The sequence below is a fragment of the Anoxybacillus sp. ST70 genome (genome assembly GCF_019553625.1).
In the GTDB taxonomy this organism is placed as follows: domain Bacteria; phylum Bacillota; class Bacilli; order Bacillales; family Anoxybacillaceae; genus Anoxybacillus; species Anoxybacillus gonensis.
The window spans coordinates 37,605-61,876 of record NZ_JAHZOF010000011.1 but is presented as its reverse complement, the minus strand read 5'-3'; the positions used below and the strand labels follow the sequence as shown (position 1 = coordinate 61,876).

Genomic DNA, 24,272 nt, shown 5'->3' with positions numbered 1-24,272 from the left:
CATCGCGTCAAGCGAGTAAGATCCCTTGAAGATGACAAGGTAGATAGGTCCGAGGTGGAAGCGTGGCGACACGTGCAGCTGACGGATACTAATCGATCGAGGACTTAACTAAACACACAAGAAAAGCAGAGAACGGTTCTTGACGTAGTCAAGAAAACATCCGAACCCCTGTTATCTAGTTTTGAAGGAATAAAAAAATGCTTGACAACAAAAAATATTCCTTTATAATAACATTTGTCTAAAGCATGTTTGCTCGGTGACGATGGCGGAGAGGTCACACCCGTTCCCATCCCGAACACGGAAGTTAAGCTCTCCAGCGCCGATGGTAGTTGGCGGGACACCGCCTGCGAGAGTAGGACGTTGCCGGGCAAGATGATATATTATTCCGCAGTAGCTCAGTGGTAGAGCACTCGGCTGTTAACCGAGCGGTCGTAGGTTCGAATCCTACCTGCGGAGCCAGTGCTTCCATAGCTCAGTTGGTAGAGCACTTCCATGGTAAGGAAGAGGTCACCGGTTCAAGCCCGGTTGGAAGCTTGTGTGTCGTATGTTGGCCCGTTGGTCAAGTGGTTAAGACACCGCCCTTTCACGGCGGTAACACGGGTTCGAATCCCGTACGGGTCATCTTTTATGGAGGATTAGCTCAGCTGGGAGAGCACTTGCCTTACAAGCAAGGGGTCGGCGGTTCGATCCCGTCATCCTCCACCATATGCCGGCTTAGCTCAATTGGTAGAGCAACTGACTTGTAATCAGTAGGTTGCGGGTTCAAGTCCTGCAGCCGGCACCATCTGCGGAGGGGTAGCGAAGTGGCTAAACGCGGCGGACTGTAAATCCGCTCCCTTTGGGTTCGGCGGTTCGAATCCGTCCCCCTCCACCATGATTGTTTTTAATCGATGGGCTATAGCCAAGCGGTAAGGCAACGGACTTTGACTCCGTGATGCGCTGGTTCGAATCCAGCTAGCCCAGCCATTGATGTAATGAGCCATTAGCTCAGTAGGTAGAGCATCTGACTTTTAATCAGAGGGTCGGAGGTTCGAGTCCTCCATGGCTCACTGTTTGCGGAAGTAGTTCAGTGGTAGAACACCACCTTGCCAAGGTGGGGGTCGCGGGTTCGAGTCCCGTCTTCCGCTCCATGGGGCCTTAGCTCAGCTGGGAGAGCGCCTGCTTTGCACGCAGGAGGTCATCGGTTCGATCCCGATAGGCTCCATCTTATCGAAACCTTAGGGAATGTACCTAAGGTTTTTTTCTGTTTTTCATAGAATAAATATTCAAAAAGTTGTCGAGTTGAGCCAACTGTTTCTCCTCATGTACAATAAACAACAGATGCAACGAGGGGAGGAGATCGAGATGAACATTTCGATTATTGGAGTGCCAATGGATTTAGGACAAACACGCCGCGGTGTTGATATGGGGCCAAGCGCCATTCGTTATGCTGGCGTAGTGGAACGTTTAGAAAGCTTAAATCATGATATTGAAGATTTAGGAGATATTCAAATTGGTCGTGCCGAGCGCGTCCAAGATGTGACGAATCCAAAATTAAGAAATTTGAAAGCGGTTGCTGAAGCAAATGAAAAACTTGCTTCTGCGGTCGATGAAGTTGTAACAAGAGGTCGTTTTCCGCTTGTACTTGGTGGCGATCATAGTATTGCGATCGGGACGCTTGCAGGAGTAGCTAAACATTATAAAAACTTAGGTGTTATTTGGTATGATGCGCATGGAGATTTGAATACGGAGGAAACGTCGCCTTCTGGAAATATTCACGGTATGCCGCTCGCTGCAAGTTTAGGGCTTGGCCATCCGGCTTTAACGATGATCGGTGGATATAGTCCAAAAGTGAAGCCAGAAAACATTGTAATTATCGGTGCTCGTGCACTTGATGAAGGGGAAAAACAATTAATTAAAGAAAAAGGAATTAAAATATATACGATGCATGAAGTCGATCGTCTGGGCATGACAAAAGTGATGGAAGAGACAATCGCCTATTTAAAAGAGCGGACAGACGGTGTCCACTTGTCTCTTGACTTAGATGGTCTCGATCCACATGATGCACCGGGAGTTGGCACACCGGTAATTGGTGGACTGACATATCGTGAAAGCCATTTAGCGATGGAAATGTTAGCTGAAGCTCAAATCATCACTTCAGCGGAATTTGTTGAAGTCAATCCGATTTTAGATGAGCGGAATAAAACAGCTGCAACCGCTGTTGCTTTAATGGGATCATTGTTTGGTGAGAAGCTTGTATGAGAGGTGGCATGATGCCCCTCTCCATTTTTTTAAAAATATTAACATATTCGTTGCGATTTATGGAACTTTGCTTTATGTTATTCGTATAAAATAGTAGCCCCCATGCGGAGGTAAATATGGAATGGACATGTTTATTAAACAACGCATTAAAGCGATTAAAAAAGGAGATCAAAGCGCGTTTGCAGATATTGTCGAAATGTACAAGGATAAAATTTATCAACTGTGCTATCGCATGTTAGGAAATCGTCATGAAGCAGAAGATGCTACACAAGAAGCGTTCATTCGGGCGTATGTCAACATTCATACATACGATCCGACAATGAAGTTTTCTTCTTGGTTATATCGCATTGCGACGAATTTATCGATTGATCGCATGCGTAAAAAAAAGCCCGATGTTTATTTAGATGCAGAAGTGTCAGGGACAGACGGATTAACGATGTACTCGCAGCTTGCAGATGAAGGAGCTTCTCCGGAAGATGCGTTAGAAAGCTTAGAGTTACAACAAATGGTACAAGAAGCGATTTTAAAGCTACCAGAAAAATATCGCACTGTCATCGTCTTAAAATATATTGACGAGCTATCACTGCAAGAAATTAGTGACATTTTAAATTTGCCAATTGGTACAGTGAAAACGCGTATTCATCGTGGTCGTGAAGCATTGCGTAAACATTTAGGCCATTTATGATGGAAAAGGAGTGAGACAGATGCCATGCTCTGAAAAAATCGTTCAATGGATGCATGATTACTTAGACGGAGACATTCAAAAAGAAGAAGAGCAACGATTGCGCAGCCATATTCAACAATGTGAAGCATGTCGAGAGCATTTTTATGCATTGGAAAAAACGGTGGCGTTTGTCGAAAATGTCTCCCACTTTACCCCTTCAGACGATTTCGTTAAAAAAGTGATGTATAATTTACCTCGTGAAAAACGGCGTGTGCGTTGGAAACGATGGTTTACTCATCATCCGTTTTTGACTGCCGCCTCGTTGTTCCTTTTGCTAAGCACGAGCAGTTTATGGGCAGTTTGGCAAGAGGATAATGAATTTTCGTTTTCTAAACAAGAACATTTAATTGTTCAAAATCATACGGTCATCGTACCAGAAGGGAAAGTTGTTGAAGGGGATATTGTTGTCCGAAACGGCGATATTAAAATTGAAGGAGAAGTGCACGGCAATGTGACGGTCATTAACGGCCATAAATATTTAGCTTCTGCTGGCGAAGTTACTGGACAAATTGAAGAAGTTAATGAAGTATTTGATTGGATTTGGTATAATGTAAAAAGAGTCGGTTACAATATCGCCAAAACATTAACGAAATAGCCATCCATATTGATGGCTTTTTTACATGTGAGAGCAATTAGAATGAGTGAAGGAAGTGTAAGAATGCCATTTGGAGAGCTCCCGACATTTGTAAATTACCTCATTAAGTTTGTAGACATTCTCGTTGTCTGGTTCGTCATTTACAAGCTGATTATGGTTGTGCGCGGTACGAAAGCCATACAACTGCTTAAAGGAATTATTGTCATCATTCTCGTCCGAATTGTAAGTAGCTTTATCGGATTAAGCACATTGCAATGGTTGATGGATCAAGCGATCACATGGGGTTTTTTAGCTATTATTATCATTTTTCAACCGGAGCTACGCCGAGCGCTCGAACAGCTCGGAAGGGGTAAATTGTTTTCGCGAAGCACGACGCCTGAAGAGGAAGAACAAACGCATATGATAGAGGCTATTATAAAAGCAACAGAGTATATGGCCAAACGGCGAATTGGAGCTCTTATTTCTATTGAAAGAGAAACAGGAATGGGCGATTATATTGAAACTGGCATTCCGTTACAAGCACATGTTTCATCAGAGCTACTGATTAACATTTTTATTCCGAATACCCCGCTTCACGATGGGGCTGTCATTATTCAAAAAAATCAAATTGCTGCCGCATCTTGTTATTTGCCGCTGTCGGAAAGCCCGTTTATTTCTAAAGAACTTGGCACAAGGCATCGCGCTGCATTAGGTATTAGTGAAGTGACAGACAGCATTACCGTCGTTGTGTCTGAGGAAACGGGAGCGGTTTCTGTCACGAAAAATGGGGAGCTTTACCGCGACTTAAAGTTAGATGTATTGCGAGAATTGCTGACGAAAGAGCTCGTTCAACCGAAGACAACTTCTTCATCTCGTTGGCAGTGGAGGGCGAAAAAAAGTGGATAAATGGATGAATAGCCCATGGTTTATACGCATTTTTTCTTTGTTGCTAGCGCTTATGATTTACGTTTCTGTGAATATTGAAACACAATCAAACAGCACGTCAAGAAATACGGTCGGTCAAACCGATGTCGAAACAGTGACGGACGTTCCCGTCGTCGCATATTACGATCAAGAAAACCTTGTTGTTTCTGGTATCCCACAATCGGTGAATGTCATGCTTGAGGGGCCGAAAAGCATCGTTACGCCAACGAAGTTGCAACGAGATTTTGAAGTATATGTTGATTTATCTAAACTGCCAATTGGTAAGCATACAGTTCCTGTGAAATACCGAAATATTTCTGAAAAGTTACGCGTTACTATTGATCCAGCGACAATTACTGTGACGATTGACGAGCGTGTGTCAAAAGATTTTTCTGTGGAAGTCGATTTTATTAATAAATCACAAATTGCAGACGGTTATTCACCGGAACAACCAATTGTGAAGCCAAATATTGTGAAGGTGACAGGGGCAAAAACGCTAATTGACAAAGTTGCGTTAGTAAAGGCACGTGTTGACTTAAAAGGAGTCGAAGAAACGATTGAGCGAGAGTCGAAAGTGACGGTGTATGACAAAGAAGGAAATGTGTTGTCTCTTGATGTGGAACCGTCTATTGTTGATATTACTGTGCCAATTAAAAGTCCAAGCAAAACAGTTCCATTAAAAATTGATCGAAAAGGAACGCTACGGGAAGGATTAAGCATTAGTAAAATGGAAGTGATTCCGAGCGAAGTTACAATTTTTGGACAAAAAGCAAAAATTGACGACATCGAATTTATTAGCGGCATTGAAGTCGATTTAAGCGATATTACAGGCAATACAACTTTACAAGTCGATGTGCCTGTACCAAAAGGAGTAAAAGCTGTAGATCCAGCAAAAGTTACAATTTTAATTGAAGTGGAGCAAGAAAAAGAGAGAACGTTTGGTCAAGTTCCAATTGAAGTGATTGGACTAAACGATGCATACAAGGCAGAATTTATCGATCCTGCCGATGGAAATATTGCGCTAACTGCTTTAGGAGCTCAAAGTGTACTGAATGCTATTCAGTTGAAAGATATTGAGGTATACTTAAACGTTAGTGAATTAGGCATTGGAGAACATGACGTTCCAATTGAAGTCAATGGACCTCAAAATGTTCGATGGAGACTACCACAAAAAGAAGCAACGATTCGTATCACAAGAAATGAGTAACTATAAAAGGAGCGATAGCATGGGTAAGTATTTTGGAACAGACGGTGTGCGAGGGATTGCCAATAGCGAATTAACGCCAGAATTAGCTTTTAAAATTGGCCGTTTTGGTGGCTACGTATTAACAAAAGATAAAGAACGTCCGAAAGTGCTAATCGGGCGCGATACGCGCATTTCTGGTCATATGCTGGAAGGAGCGCTAGTGGCAGGACTGCTTTCCATTGGGGCAGAAGTGATGCGCCTCGGTGTTATTTCTACACCGGGCGTCGCATATTTAACAAAAGCGTTAGGCGCACAAGCAGGGGTTATGATCTCTGCTTCGCATAACCCTGTCCAAGATAATGGGATTAAGTTTTTTGGACCAGATGGTTTTAAACTTTCTGATGAACAAGAGTTAGAAATTGAAGCGCTTCTCGATAGTGAACAAGATACGTTACCACGCCCGATCGGCAAAGATTTAGGGCAAGTAAACGATTATTTTGAAGGCGGACAAAAATATTTACAATATTTAAAGCAAACGGTGGACGAAGATTTTTCAGGCATTCACGTTGCGCTTGATTGTGCGCACGGTGCGACGTCGTCATTAGCGACACATTTATTTGCTGATTTAGATGCCGATGTGTCTACGATGGGCGCATCTCCAAACGGATTAAACATTAACGAAGGTGTCGGTTCGACACATCCAGAGGCGTTGGCTGCGTTTGTGAAGGAAAAAGGAGCAGATGTAGGTTTAGCGTTCGATGGCGATGGCGACCGATTAATTGCGGTTGATGAAAACGGTCAAATCGTTGATGGCGATCAAATTATGTACATTTGCGCAAAATATTTACACGAACAAGGTCGCTTGAAACATCAAACGGTCGTTTCGACGGTGATGAGCAACCTTGGTTTTTATAAAGCGCTTGAAGCACAAGGAATCAAAAGCGTACAAACAGCAGTTGGCGACCGTTACGTCGTCGAAGAAATGAAAAAGAACGGCTACAATTTAGGTGGAGAACAATCGGGGCATATTATTTTCCTCGATTACAATACGACAGGCGACGGGTTACTGACGGCGTTACAGCTTGTCAACATTATGAAAATGACGAAAAAGCCGCTTTCTGAGCTAGCGGGGGAAATGAAAAAATATCCACAAAAATTAGTGAATGTGAAAGTAACAGACAAACATGAGGCGATTGCGAATGAAGAGGTGCAGCGTGTCATTCGCGAAGTAGAAGAGGAGATGGCTGGAAACGGCCGCATTCTCGTTCGTCCGTCTGGTACGGAGCCGCTCGTTCGCGTGATGGCAGAAGCGCCAACAAACGAACTTTGCGATCAATACGTCGAGCGCATTGCGTCTGTTATTCGCGAACGCTTTGGCGCATAATGATATGCTCGGTAAACGATATGCATAAATGGAACCATTTATTCCATTTATGCATATTTTGTTTAAAGATAAGAAATAAAATTTGAGGTATATGTCTAGCTCCAAGCGCCATCGGCTCGAGTCGCTCCGCCCCACACTGCGGCGGCGACAGCCTCCTCGGTGGGGCTTGTGCGCTCTTCGCCGATAGGCGGGCGCTTTGCGCTTTTCTTATACAGGGGGAAGCGATACACATTGACGTTTGCCTCTTTGTTGTTGTAAACTATTGTTGTTTGACATCTTACATGAAAGGAGGATAGCGGAAAACAACTGTATAAAAGCGCCTGGACTAAGCTTTGGACGGGAAAAAAGCTTAGTTGACGAGGAGGAGGTTTATCGAGTGTTCGGCGGATGCCTCCCGGCTGATGCGATGACAGCCGCAAGTTCTTTCTTAAAACAAAGAGGCGACTCTTTGCACAAAGGAAAGAACGTTCATCGCCATTTCATCAATTATTTAAGGGGCAAGAGCCCCTTCTTGCCCCTATGATTAGGGAGGACTTGTTATGTGCGGAATCGTTGGTTATATTGGTGAACAACCATCAAAAGAAATTTTATTGTACGGATTAGAAAAGTTAGAATACCGTGGCTATGACTCTGCGGGGATTGCTTTACTAAACGAAACAGGAGTACATGTGTTTAAAGAAAAAGGACGAATTGCTGATTTGCGTGCGATTGTCGCAGAAGATGTAGACGCACCGCTTGGCATCGGTCATACACGTTGGGCAACACATGGCGTACCGAACCGCGTCAACGCCCATCCACACCAAAGTGCATCAGGCCGCTTTACGCTTGTGCACAATGGGGTAATTGAAAACTACGAGTTGTTAAAACGTGATTATTTAGCGCACGTGTCGTTTAAAAGTGATACCGATACAGAAGTCATTGTGCAGTTAATTGAAACGTTTGTAAACGACGGATTATCGGTAGAAGAAGCGTTTCGTAAGGCGCTTTCGTTATTGAAGGGTTCATATGCGATTGCTTTAATTGATGCAGAAAATGATGGTGTCATTTATGCGGCGAAAAACAAAAGCCCGCTTTTAGCTGGATTAGGCGAAGGATTTAATGTAGTCGCCAGCGACGCATTAGCGATGTTACAAGTGACAAATCAATATGTTGAGCTCATGGATAAAGAAATTGTCATTGTCACAAAAGAAAGTGTGACAATTAAAAAGTTAAATGGTGAAGTAGTAGAGCGTGCACCATATGTAGCGGAATTGGATGCAAGCGACATTGAAAAAGGAACATATCCTTACTACATGTTAAAAGAAATTGACGAACAGCCGCTCGTCATTCGCCGTTTAATTGAAAAATATCGCAACGAACAAGGCGAATTGGCGATTGACGAAGAAATCGTGCAAGCAGTGAATGAAGCGGATCGTTTATACATCGTCGCTTGCGGCACGAGCTATCATGCTGGTTTAGTCGGTAAACAATTGATTGAAAACTGGGCGAAAATCCCTGTTGAAGTGCATATCGCCAGCGAGTTTTCTTACAACATGCCGCTTTTATCGGAAAAACCGTTATTTATTTATATTTCACAAAGTGGAGAAACAGCGGACAGCCGCGCGGTACTTGTGCGCACGAAAGAGCTTGGCTATAAATCGTTAACGATTACGAACGTACCAGGTTCGACATTATCGCGCGAGGCAGACTATACGCTTCTTCTTCATGCAGGGCCGGAAATCGCGGTTGCATCAACGAAAGCATATACAGCACAAATTGCGGTGCTTGCCATGTTAGCTGCGGTAGCTGCTAAAGCGAAAGGAATGGCGCTAGATGTTGATGTGACGAAAGAGCTTGGCATTGTTGCAAATGCGATGGAAGCACTTTGCGATGCAAAACATGAAATGGAACAAATTGCGCGCGAGTATTTAGCGACAACACGCAACTGCTTCTTCATCGGTCGCGCCGTTGACTATTATGTTGTATTAGAAGGCGCATTAAAGCTAAAAGAAATTTCTTATATTCAAGCAGAAGGATTTGCAGGTGGAGAATTGAAGCACGGCACAATCGCCTTAATTGAAAACGGCACACCAGTGATTGCCCTAGCGACACAAGAACATGTCAACTTAAGCATTCGCGGGAACGTAAAAGAAGTTGTCGCTCGCGGCGCAAATCCGTGCATCATCTCGATGAAAGGATTAGACATGGAAGACGATCGTTTCGTCATCCCAGCCGTTCATCCGATGCTCACACCGCTTGTGTCTGTCGTGCCATTGCAATTAATTGCTTACTATGCAGCATTACACCGTGGCTGCGACGTCGACAAACCGCGCAACTTAGCGAAATCTGTAACGGTGGAGTAAAGCGTAGAATTGAGTAATAAAAAACACACGTCATAGATTACCTGTATGTAATCGGACGTGTGTTTTTTCATGTAAATATTTTATGCCTTATTGTTTCGTTTGTTTTGCTGATACAATTGTACGATTTGTTCCTCCTGTTCACGAATGATGACTTTCGGAACAGGGGTCGGTTTTTTATTTTGATCGATGGCGACCATTGTTAAAAAGCATGTGGTTGTTAAGTGATGTTCGCCTGTAAATAAATCTTCTGTTTCGACTTTGACGAATACTTTCATGGATGTGCGTCCGGTTGAGTAGACGAATGCTTCGAGTTTTAAAATATCGCCTACTTTCGCGGATGAAATGAAATCAACTTTGTCGATCGAAACGGTGACGACTGCTTTTCGCGCATGGCGCATGGCGGATATTGCCGCAATTTCATCAATATACGCTAAAACCGTACCGCCAAAAATCGTGCCGAGATGGTTCGTATCAGAAGGCAATACGAGCCGTGTTTGAATCGTTTTCGACTGCTCGACGCTCACTTCCATGCTTTCATCCCTCCATAAGCCAAGAGTTGCTGGCGATATTCGTGTGCGGCTTCCACCATCGCTTTGAGTGCATCGATAGCTTCTTTTTCTTTTCGCGTTTTTAATCCACAATCGGGATTGACCCAAAATTGTTCTGGACGAAGAACGCGAAGTGCCCGTTCGATTTGCTCACGTATTTCTTCTTTTGTCGGAATGCGCGGACTATGAATGTCATACACCCCTAAGCCAATTTCCTTTTGATACTCATATGTTTCAAATGATGAAACAAGTTCACCGTGGCTTCGCGACGATTCAATGGAGATGACATCCGCATCAAGCTCATCAATGATATGCATCATATGTTCAAACTGGGAATAGCACATATGTGTATGAATTTGCGTTTCCTCTTTCACCGATGAGGTAGCGAGACGAAACGCCATAACGGCATCTTCCCAATATGATGCATGTTTCTCTTTTTTGAGCGGTAATCCTTCCCGTAACGCTGGCTCATCGACTTGAATGATGCGTATGCCTTCCTTTTCTAACTGCAATACTTCCTCACGAATGGCGAGAGCGAGCTGCATCAGCACATGTTTTCGTGAAATATCGTCGCGAACGAACGACCAGTTTAAAATGGTCACAGGACCTGTCAGCATTCCTTTAACAGGTTTATTCGTCAGCGACTGAGCATACACGGTTTCTTCTACGGTCATCGGTTGTTGATAGGCAATATGGCTAAAAATAATGGGTGGACGAACACAACGTGATCCGTATGATTGTACCCAACCGTTTGTTGTGCATGCCATTCCTTGTAATTTTTCACCGAAAAATTCAACCATATCTGTGCGTTCAAATTCGCCGTGAACAAGTACATCAAGCTGTAGCTGTTCTTGAATCTTGATCCATTTTGCAATTTCTTTCTTTATAAACGACTTGTATTGGTTATCGTTCCATTCGCCTTTTTTCCACCTCATCCGAGCTTGGCGCACGTCGTTTGTTTGCGGGAAGCTGCCAATCGTCGTTGTCGGCAATAGTGGAAGCTGCAAATGTGCTTGTTGTGCTTTTTTTCTTTCGTTGTAAGGTGTTCGGCTTAACGGAACGGTGGTGATGTCGTTTGTTTGTTCTTGTTGTTGGCGGAACTTAGTGAAATAAGCGTTTGTTTGCTCATCGTATTTGATTAGGTCGTCGATTGTTGCGTTTCCTTTCATATATTCTGTAAGCATACGTATTTCATCTAATTTTTCATCGGCAAATGATAAAGCCCCAGCAAGCTCCGTTGGCAAGGCATGTTCATGTTTTGTCGTGACAGGGACGTGCAGTAAGCTACAAGACGGTTGAATGATGAGCTGTTCAGCAACGCCTGCTAAATGATGAAGGAGCGTTGCTTTTTGTGCAAGCGAGCTTTTCCATACATTGCGACCGTCTACAATCCCAGCAACTAATATTTTATCTTTTGGAAATCCGTGTATGTTTATATGTTTGACGTTTTCGCCATCGTCATGCACGAAATCAAGCCCAATGCCTGCGACAGGTAAAGCAACGATTTCACGATAATGCGATACGCTATCAAAATATGTTTGTAAAATAAGGTTTATATTTGGTACATCGTGATGAAAAACTTCATATACATCACGAAATGCATCGACTATATCGTCATCTATATGTTGAACGAGAATCGGTTCATCAATTTGTACTAATGACACGCCCGCTTCGCTTAGTTGTTTGAATAATTCCACATAAACTGGAACTAACTGGGCGAGATGTTTGCGCCACTCATTTCGTTCGTATTGTTTAGAAAGCAAAAGAAATGTAATCGGTCCAAGCAATACAGGTTTTGTTTCAATATGGAATGTTTCTTTTATTAGTTTGTATTCTTTTAATAGCTGATTTTCTACTAATTTCGGCTTCGTTTGCCCGATTTCAGGCACGATGTAATGGTAATTTGTATTAAACCATTTCGTCATTTCCAAAGCATGTTGTCCATTTGTGCCGCGTGCCATCGCAAAATATTGTTCGAGCGCATTGTCTATTTGTTGAAATCGTTCTGGAATATACCCGAACATAAATGCTGTATCTAACACGTGATCGTATAAAGAAAAATCCCCGATTGGAATGAGGTCGATTCCTTTCTCTACTTGTTTACGAATCGAATCAAGTCGAATGTGTTCCATCGTTTCTATGAATTGCTGTTCGTTGATTTGCCCATTCCAAAAAGATTCTAACGCTTTTTTCCATTCTCTTTTCTCACCAATGCGCGGATATCCTACATTTGAACTACGGATGAACAAGTTAAGCACCTCCAGTTATTTATATCCCAATCAAGCGAAAAAGCCCTCTTCCAAGCAGAAGGAGGGCATAGCTAGCTCGTATTGAGATACATGAAGTGCCTCAAGATCATATGTCCTCACTCCTCCCTATGACGCGTAGGTCGTAAGTGCATACAACAGGCAGGTCTCCTGACTTAGCTTCATCGCTGTTTATCTCCTTCCCATTTCGCATGAAACAGTGGATTGTGATAAACAACTCTGCATCACAGTGGCGCGACCGTGTTGGATTTTCACCAAACTTCCCTTTTAAGATTCACAGCATCTGTGAACCACCTGTTGCGTGAACTTATTATTTTATTGTATAAAATTCAGAATAAACGAACTTTTTGTTTTTTTCAACCGAAATATTTTTTCCCGTTGTTTTTAGAGATGTGGTATTATAAATGGGGATATTTTTCTTTTAAGTTAATATTGATATTTTATTGATAATTTTATGTTAAGAAGTATTGATTTTTTTGTTAAAGTTTTAAATGTATAAGATTAAATTATTTCAAACAAAACAAATTAGCTCATCACTACAATAGGTACTTGAAAAGCCGAGGATTTTCTTGTGCCGCCGTGTACGATATTTACTGATTTTCCCTTATAAGTACAAAGAAGGTTTGTCGTTTATTGAGACAATGTCCAGAGAAGCTGATGGAGGAAGAACGTCAAATCGTACGAGAATAGTGTAATGAAAGCGATGACTGAAAGTCTGTCTACCAATCGCTCCAACATTTTCGCTATGTGTCCAAAAGCCGAGACGAGCAGCAGGCGAAACGACGTTTGGAGGTTTGGATTCATGGGTATTCGTTTTGTCCTTGTTCGGTTGTGCGTGCCATCACAAAATCACGCGTCAAACGAACAGACGAAATCATATCGTGCATTTTATCGCCTTATTCGAATGGAAAATGGAGGGGATGAATAACACGATCAAGCTGATGAAACATCGAGGATATGGATACAGAAATATCCAACGTTTTGCATTGCGGGTTTGGTTAGAAACAGCTAACATACTTTAATGGCTTGTGCAAGTACATATTTTTGTGATGAACTAAATAATTAATAAAGGAGTATAAGTATGCGTACTATTCAATTTTTTGCAGTTCTAAGAGGACTTGCAATGGGATTATTTTCTCCTATATGGATTCTTTACTTGGTGGATCAAGGTTATGATTTACTACAAATCGGATTGCTAGGTACAATTTTCGAAATAGCAAAGTTAATTTTTGAAGTACCATCCGGAACATTTGCGGACCGATATGGTATCAAACTCTCAATTGCGGGTTCTTTTTTTCTCTCCGTTGTAACATGGGCTTTCTTTCCTTTCATTGATACATTAATTATTTGTATATTAGCTATGATTATATGGGCTTTATCAGATGCACTCATCTCTGGATCACTAGAAACTTGGATGAGTAGAGTTGTAGGAGAAGAGAGATTCGGGAAAGAAGTAATGAAAAATACTCAAATACTCATTGCATTTATTGTTGTTGGTAGTATTATTAGTGGTTACCTATACTCTTATAATATGTTCTTACCATTTATTATCGTAGTAGCACTTTATACAACCTTGTTTATATGGATGTCAATTTTTGTTGAAGTACCTATAGTTAAAATTGAACACGAACAGGAACATATTAAGGAGTCATTTTTAAATATCTTAAAACAAAGTTTAAAAATAGTTTTCCATAAACGAAAAGTATTGTTAATTGTATTATCTGGATTCTTTACCGCTTTAACTTACGATATGGTATCAAGATATTGGCAGCCCTTACTCCATGAGATGGGTTTTTCTGATACCGGACTAGGCTATATCTTTGCACTAGCAGGAATATTCGCTTTCATTCTCTTAGAAATAACAATGAAATTAGAGGAAAAAATAGAAACAAATCCATATATATCTTTAACAATTGTAGAATCAGTCAGCCTACTACTAGTAGGAGTATTAACAATAGGTTTCAAACCGTTAGGGGCAATCGCAACTTCAATATTGTTAGCAGTTGAAGATGTTAGACATCCAATCGTTATTAGTTATTTAAATAAATTTTTCCCGGATAATTACAAAAGTACTCTATTTTCTTTAAATTCAGGAGTTGGTGCCCTAGGAGAAATCTTATCTGGTGTTATCTTTGGAATTATTGCAGTAAAATTTGGACTAAAAACAACATTTTTGGTAGCTGCCATTTTTCTATTCCCAGCAATTGTTATTTATTGGGTAGTACCTGAAATCCATGATAAGACCACGTGTGTTGATTAACAATAATATCCATGACCATCATATATACATCCAAATTGACATTTTAATCTCTGGTTTACGCAGCACACCCGATGCGGCGTAACACCTCATCTGGGTGCTGTAAGACGTGTTGTTCAAACCGAGTAATCGACAGGGCAATATCGTTTTGATCTTTATGCAAGACGTTAGCGATGACTTCATCTTTCAGCCACTTCCACAACCGTTCAATCGGATTCAAATGTGGGGAATACGGTGGCAGAAAAATAAAATGAAACGCACCGCCTTCTTCGCTTTGAAGGAAAGTTTGCACCATGTTGGCATGATGAATACGCGCATTGTCCAACACAAGCACGATGAATCGGTCGGAATATTTCTCTTTTAACAGGCGTAAAAAGTCAAGGAACGTTTCGGCATTGGCGGATGATGCGCGATGAAACACGACATCGCCTTGTTGCACATCGACTGCGCCAAAAATGGATACGTGAGCGTGGTGACCGTAGCTTGGCACTTGTTTTTGATTCCCTACTTCTGCCCATGTCGTACGAAGCGCTTGATAGGCGCGAACATGCGTCTCATCGACATGAAGCAGAACAATTTCTTCCGTGATTCGTTTTTTTATAAACTCGAGTTCTTTTTAACCGCTTGAAGTACGGAATCGCCTTTGACAAGCTTATAGGTCGGGCGTGTCCATGACAAGCGAAGACGATGCAACAACTTCCGAATGCCTTCCCGTGACATCGAAACACCATAGGTTTGTTGGATGTAGGACTGCAATATACGTGTGTTCCATAATGAAGAAATGCCCCACCCGACATCCATAGGAGTGGTGGTTCATACCAGTTGTCTGATCTCCTGTTGTTGTTCTTCCGTCAGAAATGGCACGCGACCAGGTGGCAAGCGACGATCGAGCAAATGATCAAGCCCACCTTCATTAAAGCGTGCGACGTAGAGGGCAACCGATTGGCGGCATAGATTGACCATTTTTGCGACATCTTTGCCAAGAAACCCTTCCATGACGAGGCGAACGGCAGTCACTCGAACACGAAGAGAAGCATCTTTAATTTTCCGTTCTTGTTTCCGAAGTGTTCGAGGTGTCCAACCGTGATCATTTGTGATTTTCAGACGTTTCATATCATTTCCGCTCCTTTTATACGTGGGTATTTAGGAGCGGTATACCCATGGAAAAAGGTGGTCATACAGAAGTCATTGCTTTAAAGTGCATGTATATAGTTAGAAGAGTGCACTTCATATAGGGTATCGTATACGATAGCCTTGTTTCGTGTGAATAATTGTTACTTTTCAGGGGATCTTTCGTACAAAGAGGCTCTATGGCAAGTAACAGTAAGTACGCTGAGACTTCTACCCTAGTTCGACAGCGACTAGGCAAACAAAATGCCTCTCATCCCTTGATACGAAAGGGACGAGAGGCATTTGGGCACACTTCGGGCGTGTATCTAGGCGCAAGGATGGAGGCTTAGAACCTTCGGAGGAGGCTCCAGCCCTAGAGCCGTAAAGAGTTGCGCTTGTTTGATCGTCGGTTCCGTACGTTGATAAAGGTCACCGTTTTTTGAAGAAAAATGTCCAAGCAAGCGACGCTCACATTCGTCTCTTACTTTTGGCCAGACGCTCCAAGACGGCGCGATCCACTTCATCTTCGCGCCCAAACGAATAAATCATCTTCGCTTTCGCATATTTGGCCTTTGGATCCCATTCGTTGTGAGTAAGCTGGAGATAAGCAACGGTTGTTCCATCTTTGTTTTTGCGTGTTACTCGTCGTATGTACATGCCTATATTATAACGTATAACCGTTCATTTTAAAAAATAAATTAATAAATCGTGTGCCTATGAAATTCAGAGTTTTTTTCTAGGATCCGCATCACGAAGTCCTTGATATAACATCATTTTGATCATTTCTATTTGCCTAAAATGGCCTCAAAACTGTCGAACTCGGGACTTAGTTTAATACGAAAATAATAAATTTTTAATATTTGCGTTTTTTTTGAATATTAAGGTAATATTAAATTAAATAACAAATAAAGGGGATGAAAAGGAGATGAATGTAATGAATTATGGCAAAAAAAGTGCAATTAATTATAGCAAAGGATTAGAAGGTGTAGTAGCTACCGAAACTAAAATTAGTCTTGTGGATGGTGAAAAAGGACATTTAGTGTATAGAGGTTATTGGGCTAAGGATTTGGCACTTAATCATTCTTTTGAAGAAGTTGCATTTTTAATTTGGTATGGTTACCTTCCTAACGAAGAGGAACTTACTATGTTCTCTGATCTACTAAAAAAATATAGAGTCATTCCTAAATATCTGAAGAATATTCTTGACTTACTACCTAAAGATATGGATATCATGAGCGTTTTAAGAACCTCTATTTCTGCTCTAGGAGATAGTAAATTCAAATGGCCTCCAACAATAGAACAGGCTATTCAGCTAACAGCAATTATCCCTTCGATAATTGCATATTGGTATAGAAAAGTTAACGGTAAGACATATATAGAACCAAACATGGATTTAGATCATATTGCAAATTATTTATATATGCTAAACGGGACAGAACCAAACAACGCACATACGAAAGCACTTTCTGCTTACTTTATTTTAACAATTGAACATGGAATGAATGCTTCAACTTTCTCTTCAAGGGTAGTAGCATCGACGGAATCGGAACTTATTTCTGCTATATGCGTAGCAATAGGAGCAATGAAGGGACCTCTACATGGTGGTGCACCATCAGCAGTAATAGAAATGTTAGAGGAAATTGGCTCGATAGATAATATAGAGCCTTGGATAATTAAAAAATTGGAGAATGGGGAAAAACTTATGGGTTTTGGACATCGAATTTATAAAACTAAAGACCCAAGAGCAGAAGCTTTAAAGGAGGTAGCAAAAAGTTTATCTGGAGAGGATGAATGGTTTGATCTTGCAATAGCATTAGAAGAGAAAGCAATTGAATTACTTAATAAGTATAAACCGGGTAAAAAACTATATACAAATGTTGAATTTTTCGCTGCTGCAGTGATGAAAGGGATTTCTTTACCTCAAGAATTGTTTACACCAACTTTCACAGCAAGTAGGATAGTTGGATGGACTGCTCATGTCTTAGAACAAGCAAGTGATAACAGGATCTTCAGACCGCAATCGATTTATACAGGGAACATTCCTAATTCTTAATAACAAAAATCCTTACTTAGAGGTAATGTTAATAACTCGTGGTGCTAGTTGAACCCTAACGCTCAACTAGCCCAAGTGTTACAAGCGAATATGCCAACAATATACCATTTAGTGCTACTTCGCATCCTGCAATCGAATTGGCACGAATGTCTGTGATCCGATACTGGTCGACGAGGACAGAGAACACCGTTTCCACCACTTTGCGTTTTTGTTTGAGCCGTCTCTCCCATGATGCCGATGGGCGATGCTTCTGATTTTTGCGAGATGGAGTCCAAAGCGCCATGTGATACGTTTCATACAACTTTTTTTCAATTTCCTGCTGATAAACCCCTTGTCGCCAAAATTAAAGGGATGGGGGATGCCGCGGTTCGATCATGACAGGATGCTTCCGTCACCACGTATCCCATCGGCAGTCCTTGATCGGTCACTTGAAGATTTAAACCCATAGTACCACTGTTTTTTCGATGCACAGAGCCCGGTATCTGCGATTCCTTGAAATCGTTTGACTCGGTACATTCTTGCGGCATGGCACAACTCGATCGGCATACTGTCTACGACCGCATAGGCGTGGTGTTGCCCACGTTTGACTAGCTCATGGCGAATCCATTTGATCGCAAAGCGCAGCGCACGGCAACGGCGATTGTATCGGGAACGTTCGAGAACATGTCCATCTGTAAACAAGTTCCCAGTAACAAAGCGATGCCATGCCCGTTCGGAAGAGAAACCAAGCAACTTTCCGAGAAGATGAATGGCAATGATCACCGCGTCTTCTTGTTTCGCCAAATGACGATTGCGACGTTGAAGATAGAATTGAATTTGTGACAGTTGGGCAGAAACAAAGAAGAAAATGGCTGCATATTGTTTTTGAATCTTTGCTTGATCTGTAGTAAAATGAAAGTGCTCTTGCATGGGGATTCTCCTTTCGAATGATGGTTAGCACTTTCATTCTACAGGAGATCCGCAGGCAAGGGCTATTTTTATGCTTACTCGATTTTATCTAGCACCACGGGTTTAAAAAGAATTTTATAAGAGTTTTTGGCATTTTAAATATAGCGTTTGTATTTATGTCAATAATAGCTGGGTTCATCGGTATATATTACTTGTCAATTAACCTTGATGGGTATTTTAAATATATAATCCTTTTCTTCGAAGGAATAACATATTTTTTAGTTTTGATATTTTTTGGGTTATTTCTTTATAAGTTGTCTAAACGGAAATCTTTAAGTTGAAAGGAATGGAAATAATTGATAACTCTTCGGAACATAAAAAAGTACTACAAATTAGATAGTGAAAGAGTTGAAGTATTGAAAGGGGTTTCCTTACATCTTCAAAAAGGACAACTTGTTTATTTATTGGGAGAGTCAGGATGTGGGAAATCCACTTTGCTGAATATTATCGGCGGACTAGACTACGCTGACGATGGAGAATACATTTTTAACTCTATAAATGTTAGAGAATTTAATGAAAAGAAGTGGGCGCGTTTACGAAGGGAAAAGATTGGGTTTGTGTTTCAAAATTTCAATCTTATTCCCCATCTAAGTGTCCTAGAGAATGTAGAGATGAGCATGATTTTATTAGGAAAATCTAAAGAGGAAAGAAAGAGAAGGGCGATAGAGCTTCTAAATATGGTAGGGTTAGGGGATAAATTAGAATATCTACCTAATCAATTGAGCGGAGGACAGAAGCAACGTGTAGCCATAGCGCGAGCGTTAGCAAACGATCCGGACATTATATTAGCAGACGAACCAACAGGGGCTTTAGATTCAGAAAACTCCATTAATATTATGGAAATATTAAAGGATATTTCTCAACAAGGGAAAATTGTGTTAGTTGTAACACATTCTCAAGAGTTAACTTCATATGCAGATAGAATCATAAGAATGAAGGATGGTAAAATTATTGGAGATGAGCATGATTTAGATACAGAAGAAATTGAAGATGTGTATGAGAATGTAGGAAGTAAGGGGAAAAGCCTAGATTTGCTTACAACCTGCAAGCTATCGTTTAGAAATATAAAAAATAAAAAGTGGAGAAATATTTTAACTGCCGTAGGCGCATCGATTGGAATCTTTGGGTTATCTATCATTATGGCTTTAGGAAATGGCGTGAAAGACAAATTATCTAGTTCGATAGATGAAGCTACAGCTAAAGCGTCCTTAAGTGTGGCAAATGAACAGTTTGATGTTTTGAACGAGAGTGACATTGCTCGATTGAGGGAAATCAAAGGAGTAAGTGACATATATCCGTACAATCCATTTCAAATGAGTATTAAAACGAAAGAAGGGAGTAAAGCTACCTCGTCAGCTGAGAGCTTGGCTCCTAGAAAATACGCCGAGATCATATATGGTAAAAAGTATATCGTGAAGGGGAGGTTTCCAGACGATCAAAGAGATGAAATTGTGCTGCCTGAGCGCATAGCCAAAAAGTTGTTTAAAGATTATAAACAGGCTGTTGGAAAAAATGTTTCACTCGTTGTACAGTTAATGTCTTTAAAAGAAATTTATCCAACAGTTACCATTCATGCGACGATAGTAGGAGTGGTGAAGAATAATTCTATACCTCTACTTGATACAGTAGGGATTTCATATGGACTGTCACAGAAGATCATGAAAGAATCTATAGGCAATAGCACAGGTGCCCTATCTTTCACAATTATCCCATCATCCATCAATGATATAGCGCTTTTAAAGAGTAAAATAAAGCAGATGGGGTATAAAGTGCAAACAGATGAAGAAAGTCAAAATGAAATCAATGAGTATGTTTCCCTAGCAAGTGTTGCGTTAGGAATGTTATCTGGCATATCGCTTATCGTTTCATCCATCATGATTGGCATTGTCTTATACGTTAGCGTTTTAGAACGAACTAGAGAGATTGGGATTTTAAAGGCACTCGGTGCATTTCGTGCCGATATTCGTCGTATATTTGTCACGGAAGGAATGTTGATAGGTATCATTGGGGGAGTTTTTGGAGTTTTAGGCTCCATTGCCGTGGGGAAAGCATCAAATTATATGATCACAACGTTGATGAAAAAAAGTAATTTGGATATTTTTCAATTTAGTTTTGCTCAAGTCATGCTTCTTATTCTTTTTAGTGGACTGTTAGGTATTTTAGCTTCTTTTGTTCCTGCGAATAAAGCAGCTAAGCAACCTGCTGTGGAAGCGTTACGTTACGAGTGAGAATAAAGATAGGGAGTGTGAAAATTATGAAATGGACAAATGTCGCGTTTATTATAGCTGTCATTACTTTCATTCTTTACAAATTTATCTCTGGAGAAATGATTAGCAATACAGCGTGGGCAATTTCTATTTTCTTGTCGTTACTAATTTCATTGGTTTAGTACGAGGGCATAATGAGAGCAAGCGAGTATAGTTGGTTAATTGCTCCAATATATAAGTGGAAAATTTAAATAAAAAATAATGTAAATGATCAGACTGTTATATTCACCAAACGGTTTTTCTGTAAACAGAAGGGAGGAAATTTGCACAATACTCCAGATTTTTGATAGATTAACGGGAAAAACTGTTTTAATTTTAAAAAATGGCCATTTTGTTCCGAAATAATGTGCTAACTTACACTGTCTGAAAAAGTAATTTCACGTCATCGCGATGCTCAAAAAGAACCGCATTCTCTATCCGAAAGGCATCGCCGTCCAAGTGACACTCACCTCGTCACGGTGGGAGAAGAGCGTTATCGCGTGTATCGTTACGAGGGAACGCTCAACGGTCTCGACCATGCGGTGGTGCTGCTTGTTTGGACATCCGATCAGCCGATGATACCCGAACATCTTCACTGCGTCTTGAGCACCGATCGGGAGCGAAGGGATGAAGAGATCTTGCGCTACTATGCCGAGCGTTGGTCGATCGAATGCTTGTTTCGACAAGCGAAAGACCAGCTGAAACTCGATAGATACCGCGTTCGCGGGCGTTGGGCGGTGAAACGGTATTGGATCTTGGTGCAGCTTGCTTATGTGTACAGTATAGTCGAGTCCAACCAGGATTTCTCTACCGGGCTTGATCTTCTCCGAACGAAGAAAAGGCATCGTCTCGTCGAGTTCATTTACCATGCAGCGAAGCACGATATTTGATGTTGTCAAAAAACAGCTCCATGTGGCATAAGGGATACCCTGTTTGTCTCTTTTTACATGGTAATTATTGTTATGAAAATTGCTCAACTACAGTAAATAAAATAATACAGTTACAACATAATAAACCTTCTTTAGAACAAACGGAACGTGCTATTGAACATGAGATAATAAGAGGAATGGCTTAAAAAATAATAAGCCAGACCAATTTATCTAACCTTTTCACTTTTGATAATAAAGGGAGGAATGAAAATTGGAGAACATTTTGGAATTGGACAATGTGTGTAAAGTGTTTCAAGGCTTTGCTTTACAAAATGTTAGCTTTTCTCTCGAAAAGGGTTATATCATGGGTTTTATTGGTCCAAACGGTGCAGGGAAAAGTACTACGATTCGTTGTATTATGGATCTCGTACACATTGACAGTGGTAATATTAAGCTGTTTGGTGTAGATTATTATAAAAATCTGAAAACATTAAAGCAGCGTATCGGTTTTGTCTATGATCAAGATATCTTTTTTGAGGATTTAAGTGTGGAAAAAAATAAAAAAATTATCTCGTTATTCTATGATACGTGGGATGATGATATTTTTTACCGATATGCCAACGAGTTTAATATCCCTCTAACAAAACCAGTGAAACATTTGTCAAAGGGAACAAAAATGAAGTTTGCCTTAGCTGTAGCTCTTTCTCATCATGCAGAACTGATCATTATGGATGAACCGACTACAGGGCTTGACCCGATTTTCCGAAGAGAACTATTGGATATCTTAAAAGATATTATCAAAAATAAAGATAAAGCGATTTTTTTCTCGACACATATTACAACCGACTTAGAACAGGTTGCTGATTTTATTACATTCATTCTTGATGGTAAAATTCTTTTTTGTAAAAAAACGGAAGAATTACTTGAACATTATGTAATAATAACAGGGTCACTGAATCTTAAAGAAGTAGTCCAGGCATTCCAACCCATATCACTCAAGGAAACATTGCTCGGATTTGAGGCATTTTTTGAAACTAGTAGGGCGACAAAAATCATTTCAAAGTACAACTTAAGCTTTAAAAAACCTTCCTTAGAAGAAATAATGTATTATTTAGTGAAATCTAATAATAACAAATAGGAAATCCTCTTGGATTTATAATTTCAAAGGTTGAGAGAAAGGGGAGATATACTTTGCTTCGTTTAATTTTAAAAGATTTATATACCCAAAAAAAAATTGCCTATTTTTCACCTTTATTATTATTACTCTATTTTTTTTCAATGGGCAAAAATATCTCAGGCTCAAATCTGATTGCGATCGTAATATACAGCTTAAGTATAGCATTTATTGCTTATTTCATGGTAACTTATACGAACTTTAATACGGGAGAGAGTGAGAAAAATCAAAACAGGCTTATTCTCAGTTTACCCGTTACGAGACTCTCTGTTATAAATGCAAAATACATAATGATTAGCATATGGTGGTTATTTTCATATACTTCCTATATTTTGATACGTATTATTTTAATGAATGTAGTTGATACAAGTATGACTTTTAATCAATTGTTCGATATTAAAGTATTGTTGCTTTCATTATGTTTCACATATCTTTTGACGTCTATTTTCTATCCACTTCATTACAAGTTTGGATTTCGTGTTGCAAGCTCAATTGGGATTGTATCATTTTTCCTTATGACAAATGCAGTGGGAAAGATTTTATCATCTAATAAGGCTAATGGTGTTCTCTCTATCATAATAGACAAACCGATTATTTCCTTTTCTATTATTGCAATTAGTGTTACTTTAGTCTCTTACATTTTTACAGTAAATATTTTTACAAACAAAGATTTTTAAAATTTAATTATTAAAGAACCGACATAGGAATAATAAAAAAAATAAATCATCAGTTTATCTAATGTCGCTTTATAAAAAAACATTAATTAAAAAAGGAGAGTTAAATAATGATCCGTAGAAAAAAATCATTCATAATAGCGATTATTTTTATAATTGTTGCGGTAGCTCAAATCTTAGATAGAAACTTTTTGGCTGTGTTCCCTTTTATATGTGGTATATACTTTTTTTTTCATTCAATTAAGGGTAATGAATGAGTTTTATAAGACTCATAAAGGCTCTTCACCACAAGTTGTACTTGATGATTTAAGATCGGTGTGCATAGAGAAATTAGAGGGTACAAAAAATGCGAATTTTCCTGTATGGTAAAGGTGACCAAACCAAACCATTGGAGGAACATTCGCGTGTACCCTCAGTTTATCAAAGAACTCATCGATTTACCAGATGTTTTGGTTCAAAAGGTACGAAAAGAAGAAAAATGTTGGATTTTCGAACTTTCTTTGCCTGAACAATACCAGTTATATCCTGTCTGCTTGAAACGCATAGTCAACATGACAGGAAAAAAGAAACAGTAGTAGATTCCACGACTATCACCGTGGGGAAAAACCGCCTTACTCTTTTTTCGTTTGTCCGTCGTTTTTTCTCTAGGCAACTTCCTCTCGAATGGCAATCCGAGATGGCAGCTGTCTTATTCGAGCATACTCGAATATATGGGAGGAGTATGCCTAATTTTGGATAATCAACAGGCGTG

General features: G+C 40.3%; 17 protein-coding genes, 10 tRNA genes, 2 rRNA genes, 6 pseudogenes and 1 riboswitch. Of the genes and pseudogenes, 28 read left to right on the top strand and 7 right to left on the bottom strand.

What is annotated here, in order from left to right; all coding sequences use genetic code 11:
* From K1I43_RS13400 to glmS, 19 genes are all read left to right on the top strand, one after another.
* Positions 1-112, top strand: a 23S ribosomal RNA gene (locus tag K1I43_RS13400); the annotation flags it as partial.
* Between the two features lie 140 nt (positions 113-252).
* Positions 253-369: ribosomal RNA gene (gene rrf, locus K1I43_RS13395) — 5S ribosomal RNA — on the top strand.
* Between the two features lie 15 nt (positions 370-384).
* A tRNA-Asn gene (locus K1I43_RS13390) sits at positions 385-459 on the top strand.
* A gap of 2 nt (positions 460-461) precedes the next feature.
* Positions 462-534: transfer RNA gene (locus tag K1I43_RS13385), tRNA-Thr, on the top strand.
* 15 nt (positions 535-549) lie between these two features.
* Positions 550-621: transfer RNA gene (locus tag K1I43_RS13380), tRNA-Glu, on the top strand.
* Between the two features lie 8 nt (positions 622-629).
* A tRNA-Val gene (locus K1I43_RS13375) sits at positions 630-705 on the top strand.
* Positions 706-708: 3 nt separating this feature from the next.
* Positions 709-784: transfer RNA gene (locus K1I43_RS13370), tRNA-Thr, on the top strand.
* Between the two features lie 5 nt (positions 785-789).
* Positions 790-874, top strand: a tRNA-Tyr gene (locus K1I43_RS13365).
* A gap of 17 nt (positions 875-891) precedes the next feature.
* Positions 892-966: transfer RNA gene (locus K1I43_RS13360), tRNA-Gln, on the top strand.
* Positions 967-976: 10 nt separating this feature from the next.
* A tRNA-Lys gene (locus tag K1I43_RS13355) sits at positions 977-1,049 on the top strand.
* Between the two features lie 6 nt (positions 1,050-1,055).
* Positions 1,056-1,130, top strand: a tRNA-Gly gene (locus K1I43_RS13350).
* Between the two features lies 1 nt (position 1,131).
* Positions 1,132-1,204, top strand: a tRNA-Ala gene (locus K1I43_RS13345).
* 140 nt (positions 1,205-1,344) lie between these two features.
* Positions 1,345-2,241, top strand: a complete 897-nt coding sequence (gene rocF / locus K1I43_RS13340) for an arginase (protein WP_009362619.1) — start codon at positions 1,345-1,347, stop codon at positions 2,239-2,241.
* A gap of 121 nt (positions 2,242-2,362) precedes the next feature.
* The gene (gene sigW, locus K1I43_RS13335; RefSeq protein WP_019416505.1) at positions 2,363-2,926 is read left to right on the top strand and encodes an RNA polymerase sigma factor SigW; all 564 of its coding nucleotides are present in this window, start codon (positions 2,363-2,365) and stop codon (positions 2,924-2,926) included.
* Positions 2,927-2,945: 19 nt separating this feature from the next.
* Positions 2,946-3,560 (top strand): anti-sigma factor family protein, encoded by a 615-nt coding sequence (locus K1I43_RS13330; RefSeq protein ID WP_009362621.1) that lies wholly within the window; start codon positions 2,946-2,948, stop codon positions 3,558-3,560.
* A gap of 63 nt (positions 3,561-3,623) precedes the next feature.
* Positions 3,624-4,445 (top strand): diadenylate cyclase CdaA, encoded by an 822-nt coding sequence (gene cdaA, locus K1I43_RS13325; protein WP_026011443.1) that lies wholly within the window; start codon positions 3,624-3,626, stop codon positions 4,443-4,445.
* Entirely contained in the window at positions 4,438-5,670 is a 1,233-nt protein-coding gene (locus tag K1I43_RS13320) for a CdaR family protein (RefSeq protein WP_019416502.1), read from the top strand. The genes cdaA and K1I43_RS13320 overlap by 8 nt, the downstream gene beginning before the upstream one ends.
* Before the next feature lie 19 nt (positions 5,671-5,689).
* On the top strand, positions 5,690-7,033 hold the full coding sequence (gene glmM / locus K1I43_RS13315) for a phosphoglucosamine mutase (protein ID WP_009362624.1): 1,344 nt from the start codon (positions 5,690-5,692) through the stop codon (positions 7,031-7,033).
* 539 nt (positions 7,034-7,572) lie between these two features.
* Positions 7,573-9,375: a glutamine--fructose-6-phosphate transaminase (isomerizing) gene (gene glmS, locus K1I43_RS13310; RefSeq protein ID WP_019416500.1), complete on the top strand. Its 1,803-nt coding sequence runs from the start codon at positions 7,573-7,575 to the stop codon at positions 9,373-9,375.
* Between the two features lie 80 nt (positions 9,376-9,455).
* Here the strand turns inward: glmS and K1I43_RS13305 are convergent, their stop codons facing one another.
* Complete coding sequence (locus K1I43_RS13305) at positions 9,456-9,905, bottom strand: acyl-CoA thioesterase (protein WP_009362626.1); 450 nt, start codon at positions 9,903-9,905, stop codon at positions 9,456-9,458.
* On the bottom strand, positions 9,896-12,172 hold the full coding sequence (metE, locus tag K1I43_RS13300; RefSeq protein ID WP_019416499.1) for a 5-methyltetrahydropteroyltriglutamate--homocysteine S-methyltransferase: 2,277 nt from the start codon (positions 12,170-12,172) through the stop codon (positions 9,896-9,898). Before metE ends, K1I43_RS13305 begins: the two co-directional genes overlap by 10 nt.
* A 141-nt stretch (positions 12,173-12,313) precedes the next feature.
* A riboswitch (cobalamin riboswitch) is annotated at positions 12,314-12,503 on the bottom strand.
* Positions 12,504-12,811: 308 nt separating this feature from the next.
* Between metE and K1I43_RS13295 the strand changes: the two are divergent.
* Positions 12,812-13,212 (top strand): annotated as a pseudogene (locus K1I43_RS13295) (ISL3 family transposase); the annotation flags it as partial.
* A 59-nt stretch (positions 13,213-13,271) separates the two neighbouring features.
* The gene (locus tag K1I43_RS13290; protein ID WP_019416497.1) at positions 13,272-14,450 is read left to right on the top strand and encodes an MFS transporter; all 1,179 of its coding nucleotides are present in this window, start codon (positions 13,272-13,274) and stop codon (positions 14,448-14,450) included.
* Between the two features lie 55 nt (positions 14,451-14,505).
* Here the strand turns inward: K1I43_RS13290 and K1I43_RS13285 are convergent, their stop codons facing one another.
* From K1I43_RS13285 to K1I43_RS13270, 4 genes and pseudogenes are all read right to left on the bottom strand, one after another.
* Positions 14,506-15,018 (bottom strand): IS630 family transposase, encoded by a 513-nt coding sequence (locus tag K1I43_RS13285; protein ID WP_026011444.1) that lies wholly within the window; start codon positions 15,016-15,018, stop codon positions 14,506-14,508.
* Positions 15,019-15,044: 26 nt separating this feature from the next.
* The gene (locus tag K1I43_RS15950; RefSeq protein ID WP_238148426.1) at positions 15,045-15,167 is read right to left on the bottom strand and encodes a winged helix-turn-helix domain-containing protein; all 123 of its coding nucleotides are present in this window, start codon (positions 15,165-15,167) and stop codon (positions 15,045-15,047) included.
* A 93-nt stretch (positions 15,168-15,260) separates the two neighbouring features.
* The gene (locus K1I43_RS15945) at positions 15,261-15,560 is read right to left on the bottom strand and encodes a helix-turn-helix domain-containing protein (protein WP_019416495.1); all 300 of its coding nucleotides are present in this window, start codon (positions 15,558-15,560) and stop codon (positions 15,261-15,263) included.
* Between the two features lie 471 nt (positions 15,561-16,031).
* Positions 16,032-16,214, bottom strand: a pseudogene (locus K1I43_RS13270) (IS1634 family transposase); the annotation flags it as partial.
* Positions 16,215-16,491: 277 nt separating this feature from the next.
* Between K1I43_RS13270 and K1I43_RS13265 the strand changes: the two are divergent.
* On the top strand, positions 16,492-17,610 hold the full coding sequence (locus K1I43_RS13265; RefSeq protein WP_220382678.1) for a citrate synthase/methylcitrate synthase: 1,119 nt from the start codon (positions 16,492-16,494) through the stop codon (positions 17,608-17,610).
* A gap of 55 nt (positions 17,611-17,665) precedes the next feature.
* On the opposite strand, the pseudogene K1I43_RS13260 reads toward K1I43_RS13265, so the two are convergent.
* Positions 17,666-18,519, bottom strand: a pseudogene (locus K1I43_RS13260) (IS982 family transposase).
* Positions 18,520-18,914: 395 nt separating this feature from the next.
* Here K1I43_RS13260 and K1I43_RS13255 point away from each other — a divergent pair.
* The 6 genes and pseudogenes from K1I43_RS13255 to K1I43_RS15725 all read left to right on the top strand — a co-directional run.
* On the top strand, positions 18,915-20,786 hold the full coding sequence (locus K1I43_RS13255; protein WP_238148425.1) for an ABC transporter ATP-binding protein/permease: 1,872 nt from the start codon (positions 18,915-18,917) through the stop codon (positions 20,784-20,786).
* A gap of 414 nt (positions 20,787-21,200) precedes the next feature.
* A pseudogene (locus K1I43_RS13250) lies at positions 21,201-21,725 on the top strand (transposase); the annotation flags it as partial.
* 219 nt (positions 21,726-21,944) lie between these two features.
* Positions 21,945-22,811: an ABC transporter ATP-binding protein gene (locus K1I43_RS13245; RefSeq protein WP_019416548.1), complete on the top strand. Its 867-nt coding sequence runs from the start codon at positions 21,945-21,947 to the stop codon at positions 22,809-22,811.
* A gap of 53 nt (positions 22,812-22,864) precedes the next feature.
* Complete coding sequence (locus tag K1I43_RS13240; protein ID WP_019416549.1) at positions 22,865-23,524, top strand: ABC-2 transporter permease; 660 nt, start codon at positions 22,865-22,867, stop codon at positions 23,522-23,524.
* A gap of 401 nt (positions 23,525-23,925) precedes the next feature.
* Positions 23,926-24,093: pseudogene (locus K1I43_RS15730) on the top strand (ISL3 family transposase); the annotation flags it as partial.
* Between the two features lie 38 nt (positions 24,094-24,131).
* Positions 24,132-24,260 (top strand): annotated as a pseudogene (locus K1I43_RS15725) (IS4 family transposase); the annotation flags it as partial.
* Between the last annotated feature and the right edge of the window lie 12 nt (positions 24,261-24,272).